Annotated in this window: 12 protein-coding genes; 2 read left to right on the top strand and 10 right to left on the bottom strand. The window is 62.6% G+C overall.

Features of this window, described 5'->3' with window-relative positions:
• The 9 genes from ACKFRT_RS05960 to clpS all read right to left on the bottom strand — a co-directional run bounded on the left by ACKFRT_RS05960 (position 1) and on the right by clpS (position 13,468).
• Positions 1 to 1,395, bottom strand: a complete 1,395-nt coding sequence (locus ACKFRT_RS05960; RefSeq protein WP_408924687.1) for an amidohydrolase — start codon at positions 1,393 to 1,395, stop codon at positions 1 to 3.
• Between the two features lie 153 nt (positions 1,396 to 1,548).
• Positions 1,549 to 2,202 (bottom strand): non-canonical purine NTP pyrophosphatase, encoded by a 654-nt coding sequence (locus ACKFRT_RS05965; protein WP_296216386.1) that lies wholly within the window; start codon positions 2,200 to 2,202, stop codon positions 1,549 to 1,551.
• 82 nt (positions 2,203 to 2,284) lie between these two features.
• On the bottom strand, positions 2,285 to 3,055 hold the full coding sequence (rph, locus tag ACKFRT_RS05970; RefSeq protein WP_408924688.1) for a ribonuclease PH: 771 nt from the start codon (positions 3,053 to 3,055) through the stop codon (positions 2,285 to 2,287).
• Positions 3,056 to 3,131: 76 nt separating this feature from the next.
• Positions 3,132 to 3,941, bottom strand: a complete 810-nt coding sequence (locus ACKFRT_RS05975) for an MBL fold metallo-hydrolase (protein ID WP_408924689.1) — start codon at positions 3,939 to 3,941, stop codon at positions 3,132 to 3,134.
• 136 nt (positions 3,942 to 4,077) lie between these two features.
• Positions 4,078 to 10,269 carry a G5 domain-containing protein gene (locus ACKFRT_RS05980; protein WP_408924690.1) on the bottom strand — a complete coding sequence of 2,064 codons (6,192 nt, stop codon included), beginning with the start codon at positions 10,267 to 10,269 and terminating at the stop codon, positions 4,078 to 4,080.
• A gap of 243 nt (positions 10,270 to 10,512) precedes the next feature.
• Complete coding sequence (gene murI / locus ACKFRT_RS05985) at positions 10,513 to 11,370, bottom strand: glutamate racemase (protein WP_408924691.1); 858 nt, start codon at positions 11,368 to 11,370, stop codon at positions 10,513 to 10,515.
• Complete coding sequence (locus tag ACKFRT_RS05990) at positions 11,363 to 12,568, bottom strand: P1 family peptidase (protein ID WP_408924692.1); 1,206 nt, start codon at positions 12,566 to 12,568, stop codon at positions 11,363 to 11,365. Before ACKFRT_RS05990 ends, murI begins: the two co-directional genes overlap by 8 nt.
• A complete protein-coding gene (locus ACKFRT_RS05995; RefSeq protein WP_296214785.1) occupies positions 12,565 to 13,134 on the bottom strand; it encodes a DUF2017 domain-containing protein in 570 nt (189 codons plus the stop codon). Before ACKFRT_RS05995 ends, ACKFRT_RS05990 begins: the two co-directional genes overlap by 4 nt.
• A 28-nt stretch (positions 13,135 to 13,162) precedes the next feature.
• On the bottom strand, positions 13,163 to 13,468 hold the full coding sequence (clpS, locus tag ACKFRT_RS06000) for an ATP-dependent Clp protease adapter ClpS (RefSeq protein WP_011273166.1): 306 nt from the start codon (positions 13,466 to 13,468) through the stop codon (positions 13,163 to 13,165).
• A gap of 63 nt (positions 13,469 to 13,531) precedes the next feature.
• Between clpS and ACKFRT_RS06005 the strand changes: the two genes are divergently transcribed.
• Together ACKFRT_RS06005 and ACKFRT_RS06010 are read left to right on the top strand one after the other, a co-directional pair.
• Positions 13,532 to 14,893, top strand: coding sequence for a nicotinate phosphoribosyltransferase (locus tag ACKFRT_RS06005; RefSeq protein ID WP_408924693.1), 1,362 nt, complete (start codon positions 13,532 to 13,534; stop codon positions 14,891 to 14,893).
• Between the two features lie 12 nt (positions 14,894 to 14,905).
• Positions 14,906 to 16,948: an ATP-dependent DNA helicase gene (locus tag ACKFRT_RS06010; RefSeq protein WP_408924694.1), complete on the top strand. Its 2,043-nt coding sequence runs from the start codon at positions 14,906 to 14,908 to the stop codon at positions 16,946 to 16,948.
• 86 nt (positions 16,949 to 17,034) lie between these two features.
• Here ACKFRT_RS06010 and ACKFRT_RS06015 read toward each other — a convergent pair whose 3' ends face one another.
• Entirely contained in the window at positions 17,035 to 18,255 is a 1,221-nt protein-coding gene (locus tag ACKFRT_RS06015; RefSeq protein ID WP_408924695.1) for a hypothetical protein, read from the bottom strand.
• Between the last annotated feature and the right edge of the window lie 150 nt (positions 18,256 to 18,405).

Here is an 18,405-nt window from a genome sequence, read left to right on the forward strand (position 1 = left end):
CTACTCGACCAGGGAGGTCTCCACGGCGACCGCGTCGATTTCCTCGTCGGTGGGCACGGGGGCGCCCATGGCGTGCGGTTCGGCCTCTGGTTTTTCCCATTCGGACTGCAGGCAGGCCAGAATCGCCACGGCCGCCGCACGGGTGGATACCTGCAGAGTGGAGATGTCCGGCAGGAAGCCCGGGTTATGGTTGGTGGGGATGTCGATATCCAACCTCCCGGCGGCCTCGGCGCGTTGCCACTGGCGGCGCGGGGTAATGCCGATGGTCCAGAGCATGTAGGGGCAGCCGAAGGACTTCGGGATCACAGAGAAGTCCTCGGAGGCAGTCCAGGGTTCCATCTCTAGGGAATCCTCGCCGAAGGAGTTGTCGAAGTGGGGGCGGACTACGTCGTAGACTTCCGGGGCGTTGTCGGTGGCACCCAGCAGGCCCACGAACTTGAAGTCCGGCTCGCGGTCCGCACCGGCGGCCATGGCCTCGGCACGCACCACACGCTTAATAGAATCCACGCACTTCTGGCGCAGTTCCTCATCGTAGAAACGGCAGGATAGAGAGATCTTCGCAGAGTCGGGGATCACGTTATTCGCCTTTCCTGCCTCCACGGAGGCGACGGTAATCACGGCGAACTTGTTTGGCGGAACCTCGCGGGAAACGATCGTCTGCAGCTTCATCACCGTAGAGGCCGCCAGCACCACTGGGTCCACGGAGCGGTGCGGCATAGAGGCGTGTGCGCCACGGCCATAGAGGGTGATCTCGATGGTGGTGGAGGAAGTCATCACCGGCCCCGGGGCGGTGTACACCTGGCCTGCCGGCCCGGCGACGATGTGCTGAGCCAGGCAGACGTCGGGCCGTGGAATGATGCGCCCCAGGCCGTCGGAGACCATCTTGTGCGCACCGATTGACGCCTCTTCCGCCGGCTGGAATAGTGCCACCACCGTGCCGGACCAGCGGGCACGCTCTTCGTCGAGGATGCGCATGGCTCCCAGCAGGCTGGTGGTGTGCTGGTCGTGGCCACAGGCGTGCATGGTCGCCACGCGCTCGCCGGACGCGTTGAGCTGTGAGTACGTGGAAGCGTAGTCCACGCCGGTTTTCTCCGCGACGGGCAGGCCATCGAAGTCAGCGCGCATCAGCACTGTCGGCCCGTCGCCGTTTTCCAGCACGGCGGTGATGCCGTAGCCGCCAATGTCCGTGGTGATCTTCCAGTTCGGGTAGTTCTCTAGCTCCTTGGCAATAGTTTGTGCGGTAACTTCCTCCGCGCCGGACAACTCGGGGTGCTGGTGAAAGAATTTGTACACGTCCTCCATCCAGCTAAGGTCGGCCTGCGATCCGGCCACGATGCCGCTGGGGCTGGTGGGGCTATAGGTGGCCTGGTCGCTGTTTGTGCCGGGGGCGGTCACGCGAGGAGTCCTTTCTTTGGTTGTTGCGGTCTCTTGAACCTTGTGGAGCTTGTACCTTGCCCCATCATACGTGGGTCGCACACGCCTGGCGCCTAGCCCTGCGGCGCGCTGGGTGCCTAACTCTGTGGCGTGCAGGGCACCAGCCTTGGCGCTTTAATCCGCCAGCTGCGCCAGAATCTCCACCAACTGCCGCAGGGCCTTGCCGCGGTGGGAGACGGCATCCTTTTGCTCCGCCGTCAGCTCGCCCGCGGACTTACCGGCCAGTTGTTCTTCCTGGCCTTCCGGCAGCTCGTCGGGGGCAAACAGCGGGTCATAGCCGAAGCCGCCCTCGCCCTGCTCGGCGCGCAGCACCCGGCCGTACCAACGCCCTTCCACGGCGTACTCGGTCTCCATGCCACGCTCGGCCGCCACTTGAGCGGGCAGCTGCAGCACGCAGGCGGATACGAAATGCGCCCCGCGCCGCTCGTCCGGCACGTCCCCCATCTGCGCCAGCAGCAGGTCGTTGTTGGCCTTGTCGTCGCCGTGGCCGCCGGACCACCGGGCGCTCAGCACGCCCGGCATACCGTTCAGTGCATCGACGGCAAGCCCGGAATCATCGGCGATCGTCGGCAGGCCGGTGTGGCGCACGCCATCGTTGGTCTTGATCCGCGCATTATCCACGAACGTCGCGCCGGTTTCCGGGGTTTCCGGGTATTCCGGCACGTCCCCCAGTCCAACGAGTTCGATGCCGGTCACGTTCGCCGCTTCCAGCATGCGGTTCAGCTCCGCCAGTTTCTTCTTATTCCTTGAGGCCACCAGTACCCGCACGGTGCCACTCTCCTTCTCGGCTCGCGTTTGTTTCTTGCGCTTGTTTTGCCACGGTCGCTTCTGCTACGTCCGCTGTCGGGCTCTAGAGTTCCTGCGCCAGCGCCGTCCGCTGCGCCTCGATCAGTTCACGCAGGCCGCCCTCGGCCAGGTCCAGCAGGGTGTTTAGCTCCTCGCGAGTAAACTCCGCGTTCTCGCCGGTGCCCTGGATTTCCACGAAGCGCCCCTCGGCCGTCATGGCCACGTTCATGTCCACGTCCGCCCGCGAGTCTTCCTCGTACGGCAGATCGAGGCACGGCACCCCGTCGATGATGCCCACGGATACTGCGGCGACGGGTGCGCGTAGCGGTTGCCCTGGTACGACGCCCCTAGCTTGCAGCACGGCCAACGCGTCAGCCAGAGCCACGTAGGCGCCGGTGATGGCTGCGGTACGGGTGCCGCCGTCGGCCTGCAGAACGTCGCAGTCGATGTTGACGGTGTTCTCCCCCAGTTCCTTCAGGTCCACGGCAGCGCGCAGCGCGCGGCCAACGAGGCGAGAGATTTCCTGGGTACGTCCCTTAACCTTGCCCTTCATGGATTCGCGCGGCATGCGCTCGTGGGTGGAGGCCGGCAGCATGGCGTACTCGGCGGTCAGCCAGCCCTCGCCGGAATCCTTCTTGAAGCGTGGCACGCCTTCCTGCACGCTGGCGGTACACATGACGCGGGTATTGCCGAATTCCACCAGCACGCTGCCTGCGGGGTTGCTGGTGAATCCGCGAGTGATACGCACCGGACGCATCTCGTTGGTGGCGCGGCCGTCAGCGCGGGTGAAGTTACTGCTTGCATCGGTGTTGTTTTCTACGTTGGTTTCCGTCATGGAGCTCAAGTTTACTAGCCGTCCCGGACGGGCTACCCGCCGACGGTTATACCCCGCTTTGCTGGCGCTCTGGTGCCTAGCTGACAGTTATGCGCATGCCTGGGCGAGCGACCAGGATCTCGCCGTCGTAGTGGCGGGCCGCGCCACGTACGGCTGCGTCTGCGTCTCCCCACGGCGGGATGTGGGTGAGCACCAGTTTGCCCGCACCAGCGGTCTGGGCGGCACGGCCTGCGTCTTCGCCGGAGATATGCATGCCGGTGGGCTGCCCTTCGGAGTTTTCTCCCCAGGTGGCTTCGCACAGAAATACATCCGCTCCCGCTGCGATGTGGGCCAGGTTGTCGGTCCAGGCAGTGTCCCCCGAGTACACCAGGGAGTTACCTGCGTTGTCCTCCACGCGCAGTAGGTAGGCCTCTGTGGGGTGTACGGCGGTGGCGGCGTACAAAGTGAAGGGGCCGATGGGGTGGGCTGGGTACGTGGTGGCGTCAAAAAGCCCCTCGCCAACCTGATAGGTGGCGATGTCGAAGGTATCGGTGAAGTCGTCCGGGCGCTCGGGTGCGTCGGCACCGGCGGCGGAGAGGTGGCGGTGGGCGATGGTGGGGCCGAATAGCTGGTGGCGGTGTGGGGCGGGCGCGGTGGGGTGGAATCGGCGCCAGACCAGCAACGAGGGGAAGTCCAGGCAGTGGTCGGCGTGCATGTGGCTGAAGGCGACGTGGCAAGCGGAGGGGTCGATGTCTTCGATGCGTTGCATGGCGCTGAGTACGCCGGGTCCGCAGTCGAGGAGGAGGTGGTCGGTGGTGGCCGTGGTTGTGTCGCGGACGATGTATCCCGATGCTGCGCTATCGGGTCCTTCGACGCTTCCGGAGCATCCCAGCACTACCAGTTCCATAGGTTGTCATTCTGCCACGAAGCGGTGGCAAATGTGTGAAAGGGCGACCACCGTTGTGTTGGTGGTCGCCCTTTCTTTCGCGGGACTTGCCAGGTTGGCTGTTCCGCTAGGCGCTAGCGCTGAACGCTAGTGGCGGTTAGGCCTCGCCTTCTTCGCGGCGGTGACGCAGCAGCGGGATGGCGCCGAGAATCAGTGCCAGGCCGACTGCGAACACGCCGATCACGTTCGCGCCGGTGGATGCGAGGGTGCTCATCTGCGGGCGGTTGGCCTGCTTCTGAGCCTCGATCTGGCCGCGATCCATGGAGCTGGTGCCGGCGTTTCCGTTGTCGCTGGACTTGCCGGAACCAGCCTTGTCCGTAGTCACGGTGGTCTTGCCGTCCTTGGACTTCGGCGTGCTGGTGCCCGGCTTGTTCGGCTGCTCCGGCTTGTTCGGCTTCTGCTCGCCCGGGGTGTTGCCCAGGACGCCCGGAGTGCGATCACCCGAGGTAGAGCCGCTCGGGGCACCACCGTTGGAACCGTGGCTACCGACCAGGCCGCCGAGGCCCAAGGAGCCTACGATGCCCGGCAGGTACGGCCAGAACTTATCCGAACCGGACGGACTGTTCGGATCCGTCGGCTCGTCCGGCTTATCCGTCGGCTCGTCCGGCTTGTCCGTCGGCTCGTCCGGCTTGTCCGTCGGCTTGTCAGTCGGATCCGTCGGCTCGGTCGGCTTGTCAGTCGGATCCGTCGGCTCGGTCGGCTTGTCAGTCGGATCCGTCGGCTCGGTCGGCTTGTCCGTCGGGTCAGTCGGCTCGGTCGGCTTGTCAGTCGGATCCGTCGGGTTCGTCGGGTCCGTCGGGTCCGTCGGCTCGGTCGGCTTGTCAGTCGGATCCGTCGGCTCATTCGGCTTGTCAGTCGGATCCGTCGGGTTCGTCGGGTCCGTCGGCTCATCAGGCTCAACCGGCTCGCAACCGCAGTTATCGCTGGTTACACCAATGACGGTCTTGACGTTGAAGGTCTTGCCGTCCTCGGTGGTCACCGTCACCGGAATCTCCTGGATGGTACCGCTCGGGGTGCCAGCCGGCGGGGTTACCGTCAGCTCACCGGTGGCCTCATCAATAGTCACAGTCCAGCCCGCCGGAACTTCACCCAACTCGTAGGTGTTGCCATCGGTGTGGCCATAGTTGATCTCGACGGTCTGGGTATCGCCCGCCTCAATAACCGCTGGGTTGTACGTCGGAGCCGTGATGACCTCCGGATCGGCCGGCTCGCTCGGATCAACCGGCTGGTCGTCCTTGACAATGAAGACTGCGTTTGCGGTGTACGGCTTGCCGTCCTTCGGCGTTACGGTCACAGGAATCTCTGCGTAGTCGCCGGACTTAGCGTCGGCAGGCGGCGTGGCAGTTACCGTGCCATTCTCGTCCACGGTGGCAGTCCAGCCAGCCGGGAGTTCGCCGATCTTGTAGGTGTTGCCCTCGGAGCCGTCCTTGATGTTCTGGGAAGCAGGCTCGCCCGGCTTGGTTAGCTCTACGCCATAGAAGCCGCGGTCGATTTCGACTGGAACTTCTTGAGTCTCGGTGACGGTCTCGGTTACAACCTTGCTACCAATACGCAGCTTACGCGGCGTCGGCTCCTTGGTGACGTTCTCAGTCGTCTCCGGGTCGCCTACGGCTACACCATCCTTCAGCTTCCAAACCTTGGTTACTTCCTTCTCACCGAAGGAACCTGCCTGGTCTTCAATGACCTTGCCGGCCTCGAGGTTCGGATCGGACTCGATGATGGTCTCGAACGGCAGCTGCTCAGTGTGCTTATCGGTCAGCTCGGTCTGGGACGGCGCAGTGCCGACCTCGATGATCTGCTTCGTCGGCTCGCTGATGGTCTCGGTCGAGTCGTCCGTGGTGATCTCACCATTGTCGGAAGTCACCGTGACGGTGTGCTTGACCTCGCCCGGCTTGCCCTCCTGGACAACCTTGGTCTCGCCAGCCTTGAGCTCAGGGTTCTCTCGAACCTCAACCTCGAACGGGGTGCTTTCGGTCCACTCCACGGTCTTAGAGGTGGTGTCACCCTTGGTGCCGACCTTGATGATCTTCTTGACCGGCTCTTCGACGCGTTCCGTCGTGGTCTCCGTTCCCGTGACCTTCGAGTTCTCGATGGTCTGGGTGGTGGTGACCTTATCCTTGCCAGGCTTGCCCTCCTGGACAGTCTTCTGGGTGCCAGCAGGCAGGGAATCATCGAACTGAATCTCAGTCTCGAACGGAACTGCAACCTCAGACTCGGTCACATTCTCACCAGTGGTCTTGGTTCCCACGCGGATGACCGCGTTGGTCGGCTCCTTGGTGCGCTCGGTGGTCACGGTCGGCTCACCAGAAGGCTTGCCGTCGACAATCTTCTGAGTGGAGGTAACAACCTCGGTACCCAGCTCGCCCTGCTTATCGACGACCTGCTCGCCCGCCTTCAACGAATCATCGAAGACGATCTCGGTCTCAAACGGCACCGGCTTCTCAGTCTTGGTGACCACAGAGGTGTCCTCAGCGGCAGGACCGTATTCGATGATCTCGTTGACGGGATCCTTAGTCTGCTTCTCCTCCGGAGTCACCGAAGCCTGGTCGCCCTTCGCGGTGAAGTCAGCGGTGTAGGTCTTCTCGCCCGGAACACCCTTCTGAACGACCTTGATCTCACCCGGCTTCAACTCCGGGTTCGGGCGGGTCTCAACGTCGAACGGAACCTGAGCAGTCCAGGTGACCTTCTCGGACGTCTCTGACGGCTTGGTGCCGACGGTGATGACCTCGTCGACCGGTTGCTTGGTGATCTCCTCAGTGATCTGCGGATCGCCCGGCTTGGAGTTAACAATGTCGCGCTTGATCGTCACCGTCTTCTCACCCGGAACACCCGGCGTGGTCACCTTCGACTTGCCAGCAGGCATGTTCGGGTCGTACTTAACAACGACCTTGTACGGAGCCTCGGCCTTGTAAGTCTCCGTGTTCTCACCGGTGGTCTTGGTACCAACGCGGATGATCTGCTTGACCGGCTCCTTGGTGCGCTCAGTGGTCACGGTCGGCGCGCCGGAAGGCTTGCCGTCGACAATCTTCTGAGTCGAAGTGACAACCTCGGTACCAGTCTCACCCTGCTGATCAACCTTCTGCTCACCCTCCTTGAGGGTGTTGTCGAAGACGACCTCAGTCTCGAACGGAACCGGCTTCTCAGTCTTGGTCACCAACTCGCTTGGAGCAACGCCAGGGCCATACTCGACGATCCGCTTGACAGGCTCCTTGGTGGTCTCTTCCTCAGCGACCTGTGCCTCGGTGCCCGTGGCGGTGAACTTGGCGGTGTAGGTCTTCTCGCCGTTCTCACCTTCCTGAACAACCCGGGTTTCACCAGGCTTCAGGTCCGGGTTCTCGCGAACTTCGGTCGGGTACGGGATCGGAACCGTCCAGGTCACGTCCTTAGCTGCCTCAGCCGGCTTCGTGCCGATGACGACGACCTCATTAACTGGCGCCTTGGTCTGTTTCCAAGTGCCATCCTCGTTCATCTTCTCCGAGCCCAGCTCACCCTTGGTTTCAACCTTGTACTCGCCGGCAGGGATGGTGTCATCGTACTTGTACTCGACCTTGAACGGCACCTCGCGCGTCGGGACGTCGACAACGTTCACTACCGCCTTGGCGGTGTCCGTGGAACCGTCCTCGTAGGTGACGGTGACAGGAATTTCAACCTGGGAGCCCGGTTCCGCGTCCGCTGGTGCGGTTGCGGTGATCTGGCCATTGTCGTCGATGGTCGCGTTCCAGCCATCGGGAATGGTGCCCAACTTGTAGGGGTTTTCCTTCGCGACATTGATGTTGTCTGGCTTTTCGAGAGTCACCGGCAACTTCGCGGTTCCACCCGGGTAAACCGTTTCCTCAGGATAGGTCGGATCGGCTTCCCAATTGTTGGCCAGATTCACCACGGTGGTGACAGGCACCAGCGGGGTGGAGCCGTCCGGGGTCGTCACAGTGACGTTGATGGTTTTCTTGTCACCCGGCTTGGAGTCTGCTGGCGGGGTGGAAGAAACAACACCCGTGTCCGGGTCGATCGTGTACTTCCAGCCGTCAACTTCCTGCTCAGTGATCGGTGCGCCGTTCTCATCGTTGCCGAAGGAGAACTTCGAACCCTTAGGGGCATCCTGTACCTGGTGGTTCACAGCCCGGTTCGGGCCAGTCGACTCCACGGAGTAGGTAGGGGCTTGATCGCTCTTGAGTACGACGACAGTGCCCTTCACCTGCTGCGGCTTGTCAACGTTGTCGTAGTACGCGAGGACTGGGACGTCCAGGATGTAGCCCTCGGGCGCGGTCCGCGGAATTGTCGTGGTGATTTCACCAGTGTTCTCGTCAATCTTGACGGTCCACGTGCCGCTGTCATCCGTGACGGTCATCTCGGTCGAGCCGTCCTTGAAGGTGTAGCGCTTCGGTGCCTCGTCGGTCGTATTGCCGCTCAGGCCGCGCTCCGGAATCTCAGGCTTGAGGGAGACCTTGGCGGTCGGCTTATTGGTGACCGTGCCGTAGTCAGGGAGCTTAATATCGACGGTCGCCTGGAACTGGGTCTCGATCTCGTCCGTGGTCTGATCCGGGTAGGTCGCCTTCACCTTCGGGGTGATGATGGTGCCCGGTGCAACGGTGTCGTCCGCCTTCGCTGTGACCTTGCCGGTCTCATCGACGGTGACGGTCCAGCCTTCAGGCACCGTGGACGGATCGATCTCAAACTTAGCCGGGTGGACTGGCGAGTAGTCCTTCATGATGGATTTGGTGCCCACCTGGGCGGTGAGGTCGTCACCGATTTTGCCCTTGGTTAGACCCGGGCGCACCAGGTCGGTCACTTGGGTATTGTTCGGGTCAATGACAACCAGCAGCGGAATAATATCCTGGGAGCCGTTCGTATACGTCACGACGACGCGCGGCTGCGCGAAAGTACCCGGGGCGGGGTTCGGCGGGGCAGTGACCGTGACCTCGTGAGTGTTCGGGTCCAAGGTGGCCTTCCACCCGGTGTAGACGTAGCGAGTATCCAGCTTGACCTCGGCTTCAACGCCGCCCTCATCGCGGGACTTCATCAGATCTGCAATCTTGTCACCAGTCTGCTGGAAAGTCACCGTCTGCGGTCCCGTTGCAAGGGGACCATTTTCGCTATCAACACCCGAAATTATGGCCTGCTGCGCAGGGTTGTACACCGGATCATGGAACTGCGTATCGTCCAAGCTCCATTGGTAGTTGCTGATGACGTTCGGCTTATTGTAGCGCGGAAGGCCATTCGATTCCTCGTAAACGGAACCGAAACTTTCGCTTGGGATAGCATTCTGTAACTGCTCTACCGTGCGCGGTTGAGCGAATACAGTAAAGCGGGCGCCCTGCTGCGCCGCTAGTTTCGTTCCCTTGTACTTCGGCACGGTGTAGAAAATGTCACCATTATCATCCACTCGAAGGCTGGCTTCGCCACCGGATGCTCCAGTGTTACTGGTGCCGAGGAATTTGCCCTGGGCGTCATAAGCCTCAGCTACCATGCGCGGCATCGAGTTGGCATCGGCGTTAATGTGACCAACCTTTATCTCTTCGCCGGGGCGGATAACGAGCTTTTCCTTCGGAACCCAATCCACAGTAATTGCTGAACAATTATCGTTCTCACTCGGCCAGGGGTTGACGGATGCCGTTACGTACGGACTGGCGAAAATCTGGGTAGCCTGGTCCGTGTTGTCCTGGGGATAAGAGTCCCTCCAGCCGTAGGACACTCCCTTGGCCGCCGCTGCTGCCACGTCTTCTGCCTTGAGATCGGGCGCGATAAGGGCGGTCAGCGGACTTCGGCCCGACTTGGAAATTGACATCACCGAATTTGTCGAATCAGTGACGTTCTCCCCCGCTGCCTTTTCTCCTGGAGCCAGCGCGTCGACATCGTGCACAGTAAGCGGCGCCCTATTGTTTGACCCTTGCACCAAGAAATCCCTGATCGTGCGCTGTTGGGACCCGTCCATTTTGACGTTTACGCCGAATTCTCGCTTGTCAGGGGATCTCTTACCCGGTTCAGAAATAGTGAAACTAAAGCCGCCCTTGCTTCCCTGCTGTCCAGTCCAGGAAACGGTACAGCTGCCGGCGCCAATATCCGAGTCCAGCTGCTGAGACGGTTCCATGGCCGCCGTGCCATCAGCGCCACGAATTCCGCCAGCGTAGGGAACGTCTTCAGCCATCAGCTCCGGCTGGATCGCACTGTTGCTCGCGCGCATGTCCCCCGGCATGATCGCGAAGCCTCCCAACGCCAAAGCGATGACGGATACCGCTGCACCGCTCTTGACGGACTGCTTTTTCAACCCGGACTTATGTTTCGAAGAAAACATACCTATTCCTTACTTACCTCAGGACTAGACGAAAGGAACCTAGCGAATCTTAACATTTACTCAGCTATCGTTCCATTAGAGCGTGGGCTCAATGAAAATACACTTCACCCGCAAAAACGCTCACACGCCTCTGACTTTACCCCTCCCCAACTTTCAGTCAACAGCACATCTATGAAAAGTGAACCAAAACACAGATCCCACTCTAAGTGCTCTAAGCTGCCAAAACACCCACCAGCACTCTAGCTAACGCACCATCTCTGGAATCTGCGATACCGAAGTGATAGCCGGGCCCAGGAACCGCCCCGCTAACTTCGCGAACCTCTGCGGATCCCCCGTCGATTCAAAGGAAAGTTCAACCTTCCTTTCAGGATCCTCGTCCGCCAGCAGATTCCGCTCCGCCAGTGCCCTATACACCGTCTTAGCGGTCTCTTCAGCACTGTTAATCAACGTCACTTCATCCCCCATCACCAACTGCACCACCCCCGTCAGCAGCGGATAGTGCGTGCATCCCAGCACCAACGTATCCACTTCCTTGGCCTTCAGTGGCGCCAGGTAGTCTTCCGCCAACCCCATCAGTTGCCGCCCACTCGTTATGCCACGCTCCACAAAGGGCACGAACTGCGGGCAGGCCTGTGCGTACGCCTCCACCCCCGGGATCGCCATGAAAAGATCCTGGTAGGACATACTGTTCACCGTCGCCTGCGTACCAATCACGCCGATCTTACCGTTGCGGGTCGCCGCCGCCGCGCGCCGCACGGCAGGCAGAATCACCTCAATCACCGGCACGGAATACCTCTCTCGTGCATCGCGGATAAACGCCGACGATGCCGAATTGCACGCCACCACAATCATCTTGCAGCCACGCTCCGCCAGGGTATCGGCTATCCCGATGGAAAGTTCACGCACCCGCGCCAGTGGCTTATCCCCGTACGGCGAGTTCGCCGTATCGCCGATGTACACCAGATTCTCATGTGGCAACTGATCCACGATTGCCCGCGCCACCGTCAGCCCGCCCACGCCGGAATCGAAAACCCCAATCGGCGCGTTATTCGCCTGCCCTAGCGGCACTTCCCGCTCCGACTGCCTCTTCACATCAGTCACGTTCCTCACCCTTCACCACATCGCGCCAGCTGTGCACCCCGAAGGCCGTCTCCGCCGCCAGCACAGCGTGCACAATCGCCCTTTCCACCACGTTCGCCACCGTCGCTGAGAGCACACTCATCCCCACGTCGTCCACTCCTGCGCCGGTTGTGTGCTCCCCTGTCGCCAAGGCAAACAGCGTGTCGCCATCCATGGGCATGTGCGCCGGACGGATCGCCCGCGCGATGCCGTCGTGCCCCGCCAGCGCTAGCCGCTTCGCCTGCGCCTTCGTCAGCGGCGCATCGGTCGCCACCACACCAATCGTCGTATTGAGCTTCGGCGCCAGCATATCTGCCGTTATCTTCGTGCCAAGCAGGTTATTGCTCTTTAATCTTTTGACGCCCTCAGCCCCCACCGGCTCACCATCCACCAGGCCATCGACGAACCCGTACCGGGCGAACTCCCCATCCAGTTCCGCGGCGCCGCCCCACGGCAGGCCGGTTGCGGGGTCGAAGATAGCTCCCTGCGGGTTCACCACAACCCCCGCGGCCACGATCGTGCCCGCCAGCACCGCGCCCTCAGGCAACACTGCGCTGGCCTGCCCGAAGCCTCCCTTCAACGCTCCCGCGGAGGCACCCAGCCCCGCACCAACGTTGCCGTTTTGTGCACTCTGTGCGTACTGTGCGTACTTTGCATCCTGTGCGTCCTGCATTTCCTGCACTGTCTGTCTAGCCCTGCGCCGCGCTTCGCCTCCAGCCACCGCATCGTCCAGCGCCGCCGCCGTCGCCATCGCCCCAGTGGCCGCATTTGGCCGAGAATCCCAGCGCCCCAACAGCAGATCAAAAATCACAGCCCCCGGCACAATTGGCACCAACTTATCCGGGTGTTCAGCCCCCAACACGGGAAAGCCGATCCCCCTACTCTCCAGCTCGGCCATTGCCCCCGTGAGGGCGTCCAGACCAAAGGCAGAACCACCGCACAAACCTATAGCGTGCACGGCCTGCACTGTGTTGTGCGGCGCCAGAAGATCCGTCTCGCGCGTGCCCGGGCCACCGCCTCGCACATCCACGCTGGCAGTGGCGGATTTCGGGGCGACAATCATGGTCACACCCGAATCGCCCGCACCGTCCTCGCACACCGCATGCCCCACCCCAATGCCCGTCACGTCGGCCAAAGAATTTGTCGGGCCGGGGCGACAGCCGAACAACTCTACGCTCATTGCTCGCCCATCATGGCCGTCAGCAGGCTGTCCTGGTGGTAGCCCAGCCAATCCAAATAGTTCTGCGCAGCCATCGCCTGGTCAGAGGCCCCTTCTACATCCAAATCCTTCTTAAACTCATCGAACTGCGCCGAGTGATAGATGCGGATGTCGTTAATCGCGCTCAGCCATGGGTGCACCTCGTCCTGTGTCAGCGAGACATTCACCGAACCGTTGGGCCCCAGGTAATCCACCACAAAGCGCAGGTTCATGAGTTTCGTCTTGATGATGTCCGTCTCGTTCAGCTGCCGGGTCAGGGCCGCATCGCCATCAACTTCTTCGTCGCCCTCGCGGAAGAAACTCGGCAGCAGCCGTGCCAGCCCCGGATCCTTCGGCGCATCGGCATGCCCGCTGGCCATGCCCGTCATCTCCGCCAGCTCGTCCTTCGGCGCCGTCCGCGCGCGCTCCATCAGTTTGTCGGAAACCGCCACCGCCGAATCACCCAACATCTCGCGCTCCAGCGGCTCCAGCTGCGTATTAAAGCGTGTGCCGCGCAGCAGGCTGTTCTTTTTCGTCCACGGCTGCATGTTCGTTCCTTCTTTCTCTTATAGACGCCTACCCGTCCGCCCGCTGCATCGTCGCCCATAGCCCGGCGGTCTGCAGCTTCTTCACATCCCCTTCAACTTTGTCGCGCTCCCCAGAGCTCACCACGGCTTTCCCCTCGGTGTGCACCTGCATCATCAACTCCGTGGCACGCTTGCGCGAATAGCCCAGGACGGTCTGGAAGACGTAGGTGACATAACTCATCAGGTTCACCGGATCGTCCCAACAAATGCACATCCACGGCAGGTTGGGCTCCGTCAGTGTTTCGGGCAGTTTGTCCGCCACGGGGGTGGCGGCGGGAGCGGCTGGGGAAGTCATGGTCTCCAGAGTACCCACATTGGCCGTCTTCGCTGTCGGGTGCACCGCGAAGCGTGCACTAGCATGGAACGGGTGAACGAAAACAACACTCCTGCTAACTCCTCAACCCACCGCACCCGGTCGTCCGCGCTACTGACGGATAAGTACGAGCTCACCATGCTCGAAGCCGCCATTCTGGACGGCACCGTAAACCGCGAATGCACCTTCGAGGTATTCACCCGACGTCTACCCAACGAGCGTCGCTACGGCGTGATCGCCGGCACCGCCCGCGTACTGCGCGCTGTCCACGACTTCGTATTTACCGACCAGCAGCTAGATCAGATCGACTTCCTGCGCGACGAAACGCTGGAGTACCTGCGCAACTTCCGTTTCTCCGGGCAGATCGACGGTTACCGCGAGGGCGAACTGTACTTCCCACACTCCCCCGTGCTGACGGTCCGCGGCACCTTCGGTGAATGCGTGATTCTGGAGACGGTGATCCTCTCCGTCCTGAACATGGACTCGGCCGTAGCCAGCGCCGCCGCCCGCATGGTCACCGCCGCGGGGGATCGTCCAATCATCGACATGGGTGCCCGCCGCACCCACGAATACGCCGCTGTCACAGCCGCCCGCGCCGCCTACCTTGCCGGGTTCGTCGCCACTTCCAACATGGAAGCCGCGCAGCGCTATGGCATCCCAGCTTCCGGCACCGCAGCACACGCCTGGACCCTCCTGCACACCCGCCCTGACGGCACACCCGACGAGCTGGCCGCATTCAAAGCACAGGTCGCCGCCCTCGGCACCGGTACCACTCTGCTGGTGGATACCTACGACATCACCCAGGGCGTAGAGAACGCAGTGGCGGCCGCCGGCACCGAACTGGGCGCCGTGCGCATCGACTCCGGCGACCTGGGCGTGCTGACCCGCCGCGTGCGCCGCCAGCTGGATTCACTGGGCGCACAGAACACCAAGATCGTGGTCTCTTCCGACATGGACGAGTTCTCCATCGCCGCCCTGCGCAGCGAACCGGTGGATTCCTTCGGCGTGGGTACCTCTGTGGTCACGGGCTCCGGGGCGCCGACCGCCGGGCTGGTCTACAAGCTCGTGGAGGTCGATGGAGTGCCCGTCGCCAAGCGTTCCCGCGGCAAGGCCAGCCTGGGCGGGGCGAAGGACGCTGCTCGGTTTAGCCGCCCCTCCGGAACCGCCGTAGAGGAAGTCACCTACCCCATGGGCACCGATATCCCCCAGGCAGAGGGTCTAAACGTCACTAAGCTAACCATCCCCATGGTTCGCGACGGCGAGCTCGTCGACGGCCTGCCCACCCTGGAAGAGTCCCGTGAACACTGCGCAAAGCAACTTGTCTCCCTGCCATGGGAAGGCCTGGCACTCACCCGCGACGAACCCGCCCTGCAAGTCCGCAACATCGTCCGCAACACCACGGCTTAGCCCCGCCTGCACATGAGTTCCAACGTCCTCGACCTCCTCAGCCTCGCCGTCACCGACCTTGGCGGCGCCCCACGCCCCGGCCAGCAGAAAATGGCGAAGGCCGTGGCCGAAGCTATAGATAAGGAACACCACCTGGCCGTGCAGGCCGGCACCGGTACGGGTAAGTCCCTGGCCTACCTAATCCCCAGCATCACAGCGGCCATGGATTCCGACTACCCCGTCGTGGTCTCCACCGCCACGATCGCTCTGCAGCGCCAGCTGGTGGAGCGCGACCTGCCCCGCCTGGCCAAAGCCCTCGAACCAGAGCTACCCCGCCCCCTCGAGTTCGCCATCCAGAAGGGCCGCGGCAACTACGTATGCCTGAATAAGGTGAACAATGCACAGACCGACAGCGGTGTAGACGAGGCCGAGGAGACCCTGCTAGACCCCGCCCAGCTCTCCGCCACTGGGGCCCAAGTCGCCCGACTGCACGAATGGGCAGGTGAGACCGAGGATGGCGACCGCGATAACCTCCCCCAGGGGGTCAGCGATCGTGCGTGGCGCCAGGTTAGCGTGTCCTCCCGCGAGTGCCTCGGTGCTACCCGCTGCCCGTTCGGCGAGCAGTGCTTTGCCGAACGCGCCCGCGCCCGTGCCGCAGACGCCGACGTTGTCGTCACCAACCACGCCCTGCTTGCCATCGATGCTCTTGTGGACGCCCCAGTTCTGCCGGAGCACGACACAGTGATCGTGGACGAGGCCCACGAATTGGAAGACCGCATTACCTCCGTCGCCACAGCGGAGCTCTCCCCCACCGCCATCGCCGTGCTGGCCAAGCGCGCTGCGAAGCTGAGCGTCTCCGGTGCCGATGCCGCAGGGGATGCCCTGGCCGAAGCAGGTGACAGGTGGACGGAGGCGCTGAAGGCGGAGACGGCGGCGTCCAAAAGCAACGACCGTTTCGGCACCGGCATCGAGGGACGCTGGACCGGTGTACCGGAGAACCTACAAGTGCCGCTCGCAGCCCTGCGAGATGCGGCATGGAAAACGAACCGACAGGTCAGCGGCATCCCCGCATCCGAGTTCGCGAATGATTCGCAAAAAGCCGCCGAACGGTTGGCGGTGATCGTGGCCACTGAGGAGCTCAACGATACGTGCGTGCGCATCCTCAATGCCTCGCGCGTGGGTGAAGGCAACAGCGCGGATGCCGAGGATCTGCTCGGCGAGGACGTCGTCTGGTACACCGCAGACTCCGGTCCGCGCGCACCGAAGCACGTGGTGCGCGTGGCGCCCTTGAGTGTGGCCGACCTGCTGCGCCAGCGCCTCTTCGGCCGCAACACGGTCATCCTGACCTCGGCGACCCTGGCGCTGGGTGGCAAGTTCACCGCCATGCTCAGCCGCTGGGGGCTGCCGAAGAACACCGCCACGCTGGATGCGGGCACCCCCTTCGATGCTCGTACCCACGGCATTCTCTACGTGGCTCGGCACTTGCCCCCTCCCGGGCGCGACGGCGCCAGCGATGCCTCCGTGGACGAAGCTGCCCGGCTGATCAACGCGGCCGGCGGACGCACCCTAGGGTTGTTTAGTTCCCGGCGCGCGGCCGAGGATATGGCCGAGAAGCTGCGCACCGTGGTGCCCTACGACATTCTGTTGCAGGGCGAAGATTCCATGTCCACGCTGGTGGAAAAATTCCGCAAGAACCAGTCCGCCTGCCTCTTCGGCACGCTCGGGCTGTGGCAGGGCGTGGACGTTCCCGGCAAGTCGCTATCGCTGGTAATCATCGACCGCATCCCTTTTCCCCGGCCCGACGATCCACTTCAGCAGGCACGGCAGGAGGCCGCCGACCAGCGTGGTGGCAGCGGATTCATGGAGGTCGCAGCAAACCACGCGGCTCTCCTGATGGCGCAAGGTGCGGGACGGCTGCTGCGTTCCGTGGACGACCGGGGCGTGGTGGCGGTGCTGGATCAGCGGCTGGCCACGAAGCGCTACGGCAGCTACATCCGCCGTTCTATGCCGGACTTCTGGTACACGGAAAAAGGCGACACAGTGCGGGGTGCACTGCGTCGCCTAGTTGTCGCCTAGTTTCCGAGTCGGCGCTACGTTGCGGGGTAGCTGCCTAACCCTGGCGGGGGGCTAGCCCCGGCTGGCCGAAGCTAGCGGGTTAGTTCCTAGACCAGGTCGGTACCGTCGTTGCCAGCTGCAGCGTCGTCTGCGCCGCCCAGCAGCTCGTCGAAGGTCGGGGCAACGTCCTCGGTGTAGGTGTCCTCTCCGGACTCGTATACGCCGTCGTTGTCGTAGTCGTAGACCTTGGAGTCGCCGATTCCGTCAAAGTCGGTATCCAGCAGGGCCTCGTCGGTGTAGCCGTCAGCGTCGGTATCCCTGTGGGCCTCGTCCACCTGACCGTCGTTGTTGGTGTCCACGTAGACGGTGTCGGCCTGGTTGTCGCCGGTGGTGTCTACCTCGAGGGCGTCGATCTGACCGTCGCTGTTGGTGTCGTAAGCCACGCCGTCTGCCATGCCGTCGCCGTCCAGGTCTACGTACTCGCCGCCGTTCGGGGCCGCAGCGCCTTCTGCGCCGGTAGCCTGCAGGTTGTCGTCAGCACCTGCACGAACGTCTTCCTTCGGTGCGTCTTCCTTCGGTGCGTCTTCCTTAGGCGCATCCTCCTTCGGAGCCTCGTTCTGCGGAGCTGCGTTCTGCGGAGCTGCGTTCTGCGGAGCTGCGTTCTGCGGAGCCGCGCCCTGCGGTGCCTCACCAGCCTGAGATTCCCGAATGCCCTGGCCCAGGTCCTGCTGTGCAGCCGACGGCGGAACCTCGCCGACCGTACCGTCCACAACACCGTTGCCGTCGTGGTCGAACTCGGAGTAGTCGCCGATGCCATCACCGTCAGTGTCGTAGCTAACGCTGTCTGCCTTGCCGTCACCGTCGAAGTCGTAAGCGGTCACGTCGTAGGTGCCGTCACCGTCGGAGTCGAACTTCATGTTGTCGGTCACACCGTCGCCGTCGTAGTCGGTGGCCTTGGTGTCCAGCTTGCCGTCGTTGTTGGTGTCTGCCTCAACGTGGTCGATCGTGCCGTCCCGGTCGCTGTCCTCGTAGACCGTATCGACGATGCCGTCCTGGTCGTAGTCCATCTCCGCGCGGTCGGTCACCTTGTCGCCGTCCTTGTCGTAGACCGTGCCGTCCGGGCGACCGTCACCGTTGATGTCCACCTGGAAGGTGTCTTCCTTGCCGTCACCGTTGCTGTCCTGCGCACCGACGATGTTGCCCTGCACCATGTTGCCGTCTGCGTCCAGTACCTCCCAGCGGCCCAGAGAGTGATCCGGGGCGCCAGCGTTGTCGTTGGTGGTCATGCCGTTGTTGTTGCCGTTGTTGTTCAGGTTCTCGTTGGACATTGTGTGCTCCCTTTCAGTGTTCTTCCTAGTATCTTTCAGGCTCTTCCTCGCTGCCTGTCAGTTATTGAATGGACCTCCCCCATCATATGTTCCTTGGGGGTATTTTTTCTGGACGCCCCCTCGCCCCAAAACCCATAAAATCCCTAGTAA

The organism is Corynebacterium jamesii, from assembly GCF_046097395.1.
Taxonomy (GTDB): Bacteria; Actinomycetota; Actinomycetes; order Mycobacteriales; family Mycobacteriaceae; genus Corynebacterium.

Bases quoted from the DNA above. Each gene is read 5' to 3' on its own strand.
- clpS (WP_011273166.1), bottom strand. From the start codon at position 13,468: ATGACTTCCCCAGCCGCTCCCGCCGCCACCCCCGTGGCGGACAAACTG.
- ACKFRT_RS05975 (WP_408924689.1), bottom strand. From the start codon at position 3,941: ATGGAACTGGTAGTGCTGGGATGCTCCGGAAGCGTCGAAGGACCCGAT.
- rph (WP_408924688.1), bottom strand. From the start codon at position 3,055: ATGACGGAAACCAACGTAGAAAACAACACCGATGCAAGCAGTAACTTC.
- ACKFRT_RS06010 (WP_408924694.1), top strand. From the start codon at position 14,906: ATGAGTTCCAACGTCCTCGACCTCCTCAGCCTCGCCGTCACCGACCTT.
- ACKFRT_RS05980 (WP_408924690.1), bottom strand. From the start codon at position 10,269: ATGTTTTCTTCGAAACATAAGTCCGGGTTGAAAAAGCAGTCCGTCAAG.
- ACKFRT_RS06005 (WP_408924693.1), top strand. From the start codon at position 13,532: ATGGAACGGGTGAACGAAAACAACACTCCTGCTAACTCCTCAACCCAC.
- ACKFRT_RS05990 (WP_408924692.1), bottom strand. From the start codon at position 12,568: ATGAGCGTAGAGTTGTTCGGCTGTCGCCCCGGCCCGACAAATTCTTTG.
- ACKFRT_RS05995 (WP_296214785.1), bottom strand. From the start codon at position 13,134: ATGCAGCCGTGGACGAAAAAGAACAGCCTGCTGCGCGGCACACGCTTT.
- ACKFRT_RS06015 (WP_408924695.1), bottom strand. From the start codon at position 18,255: ATGTCCAACGAGAACCTGAACAACAACGGCAACAACAACGGCATGACC.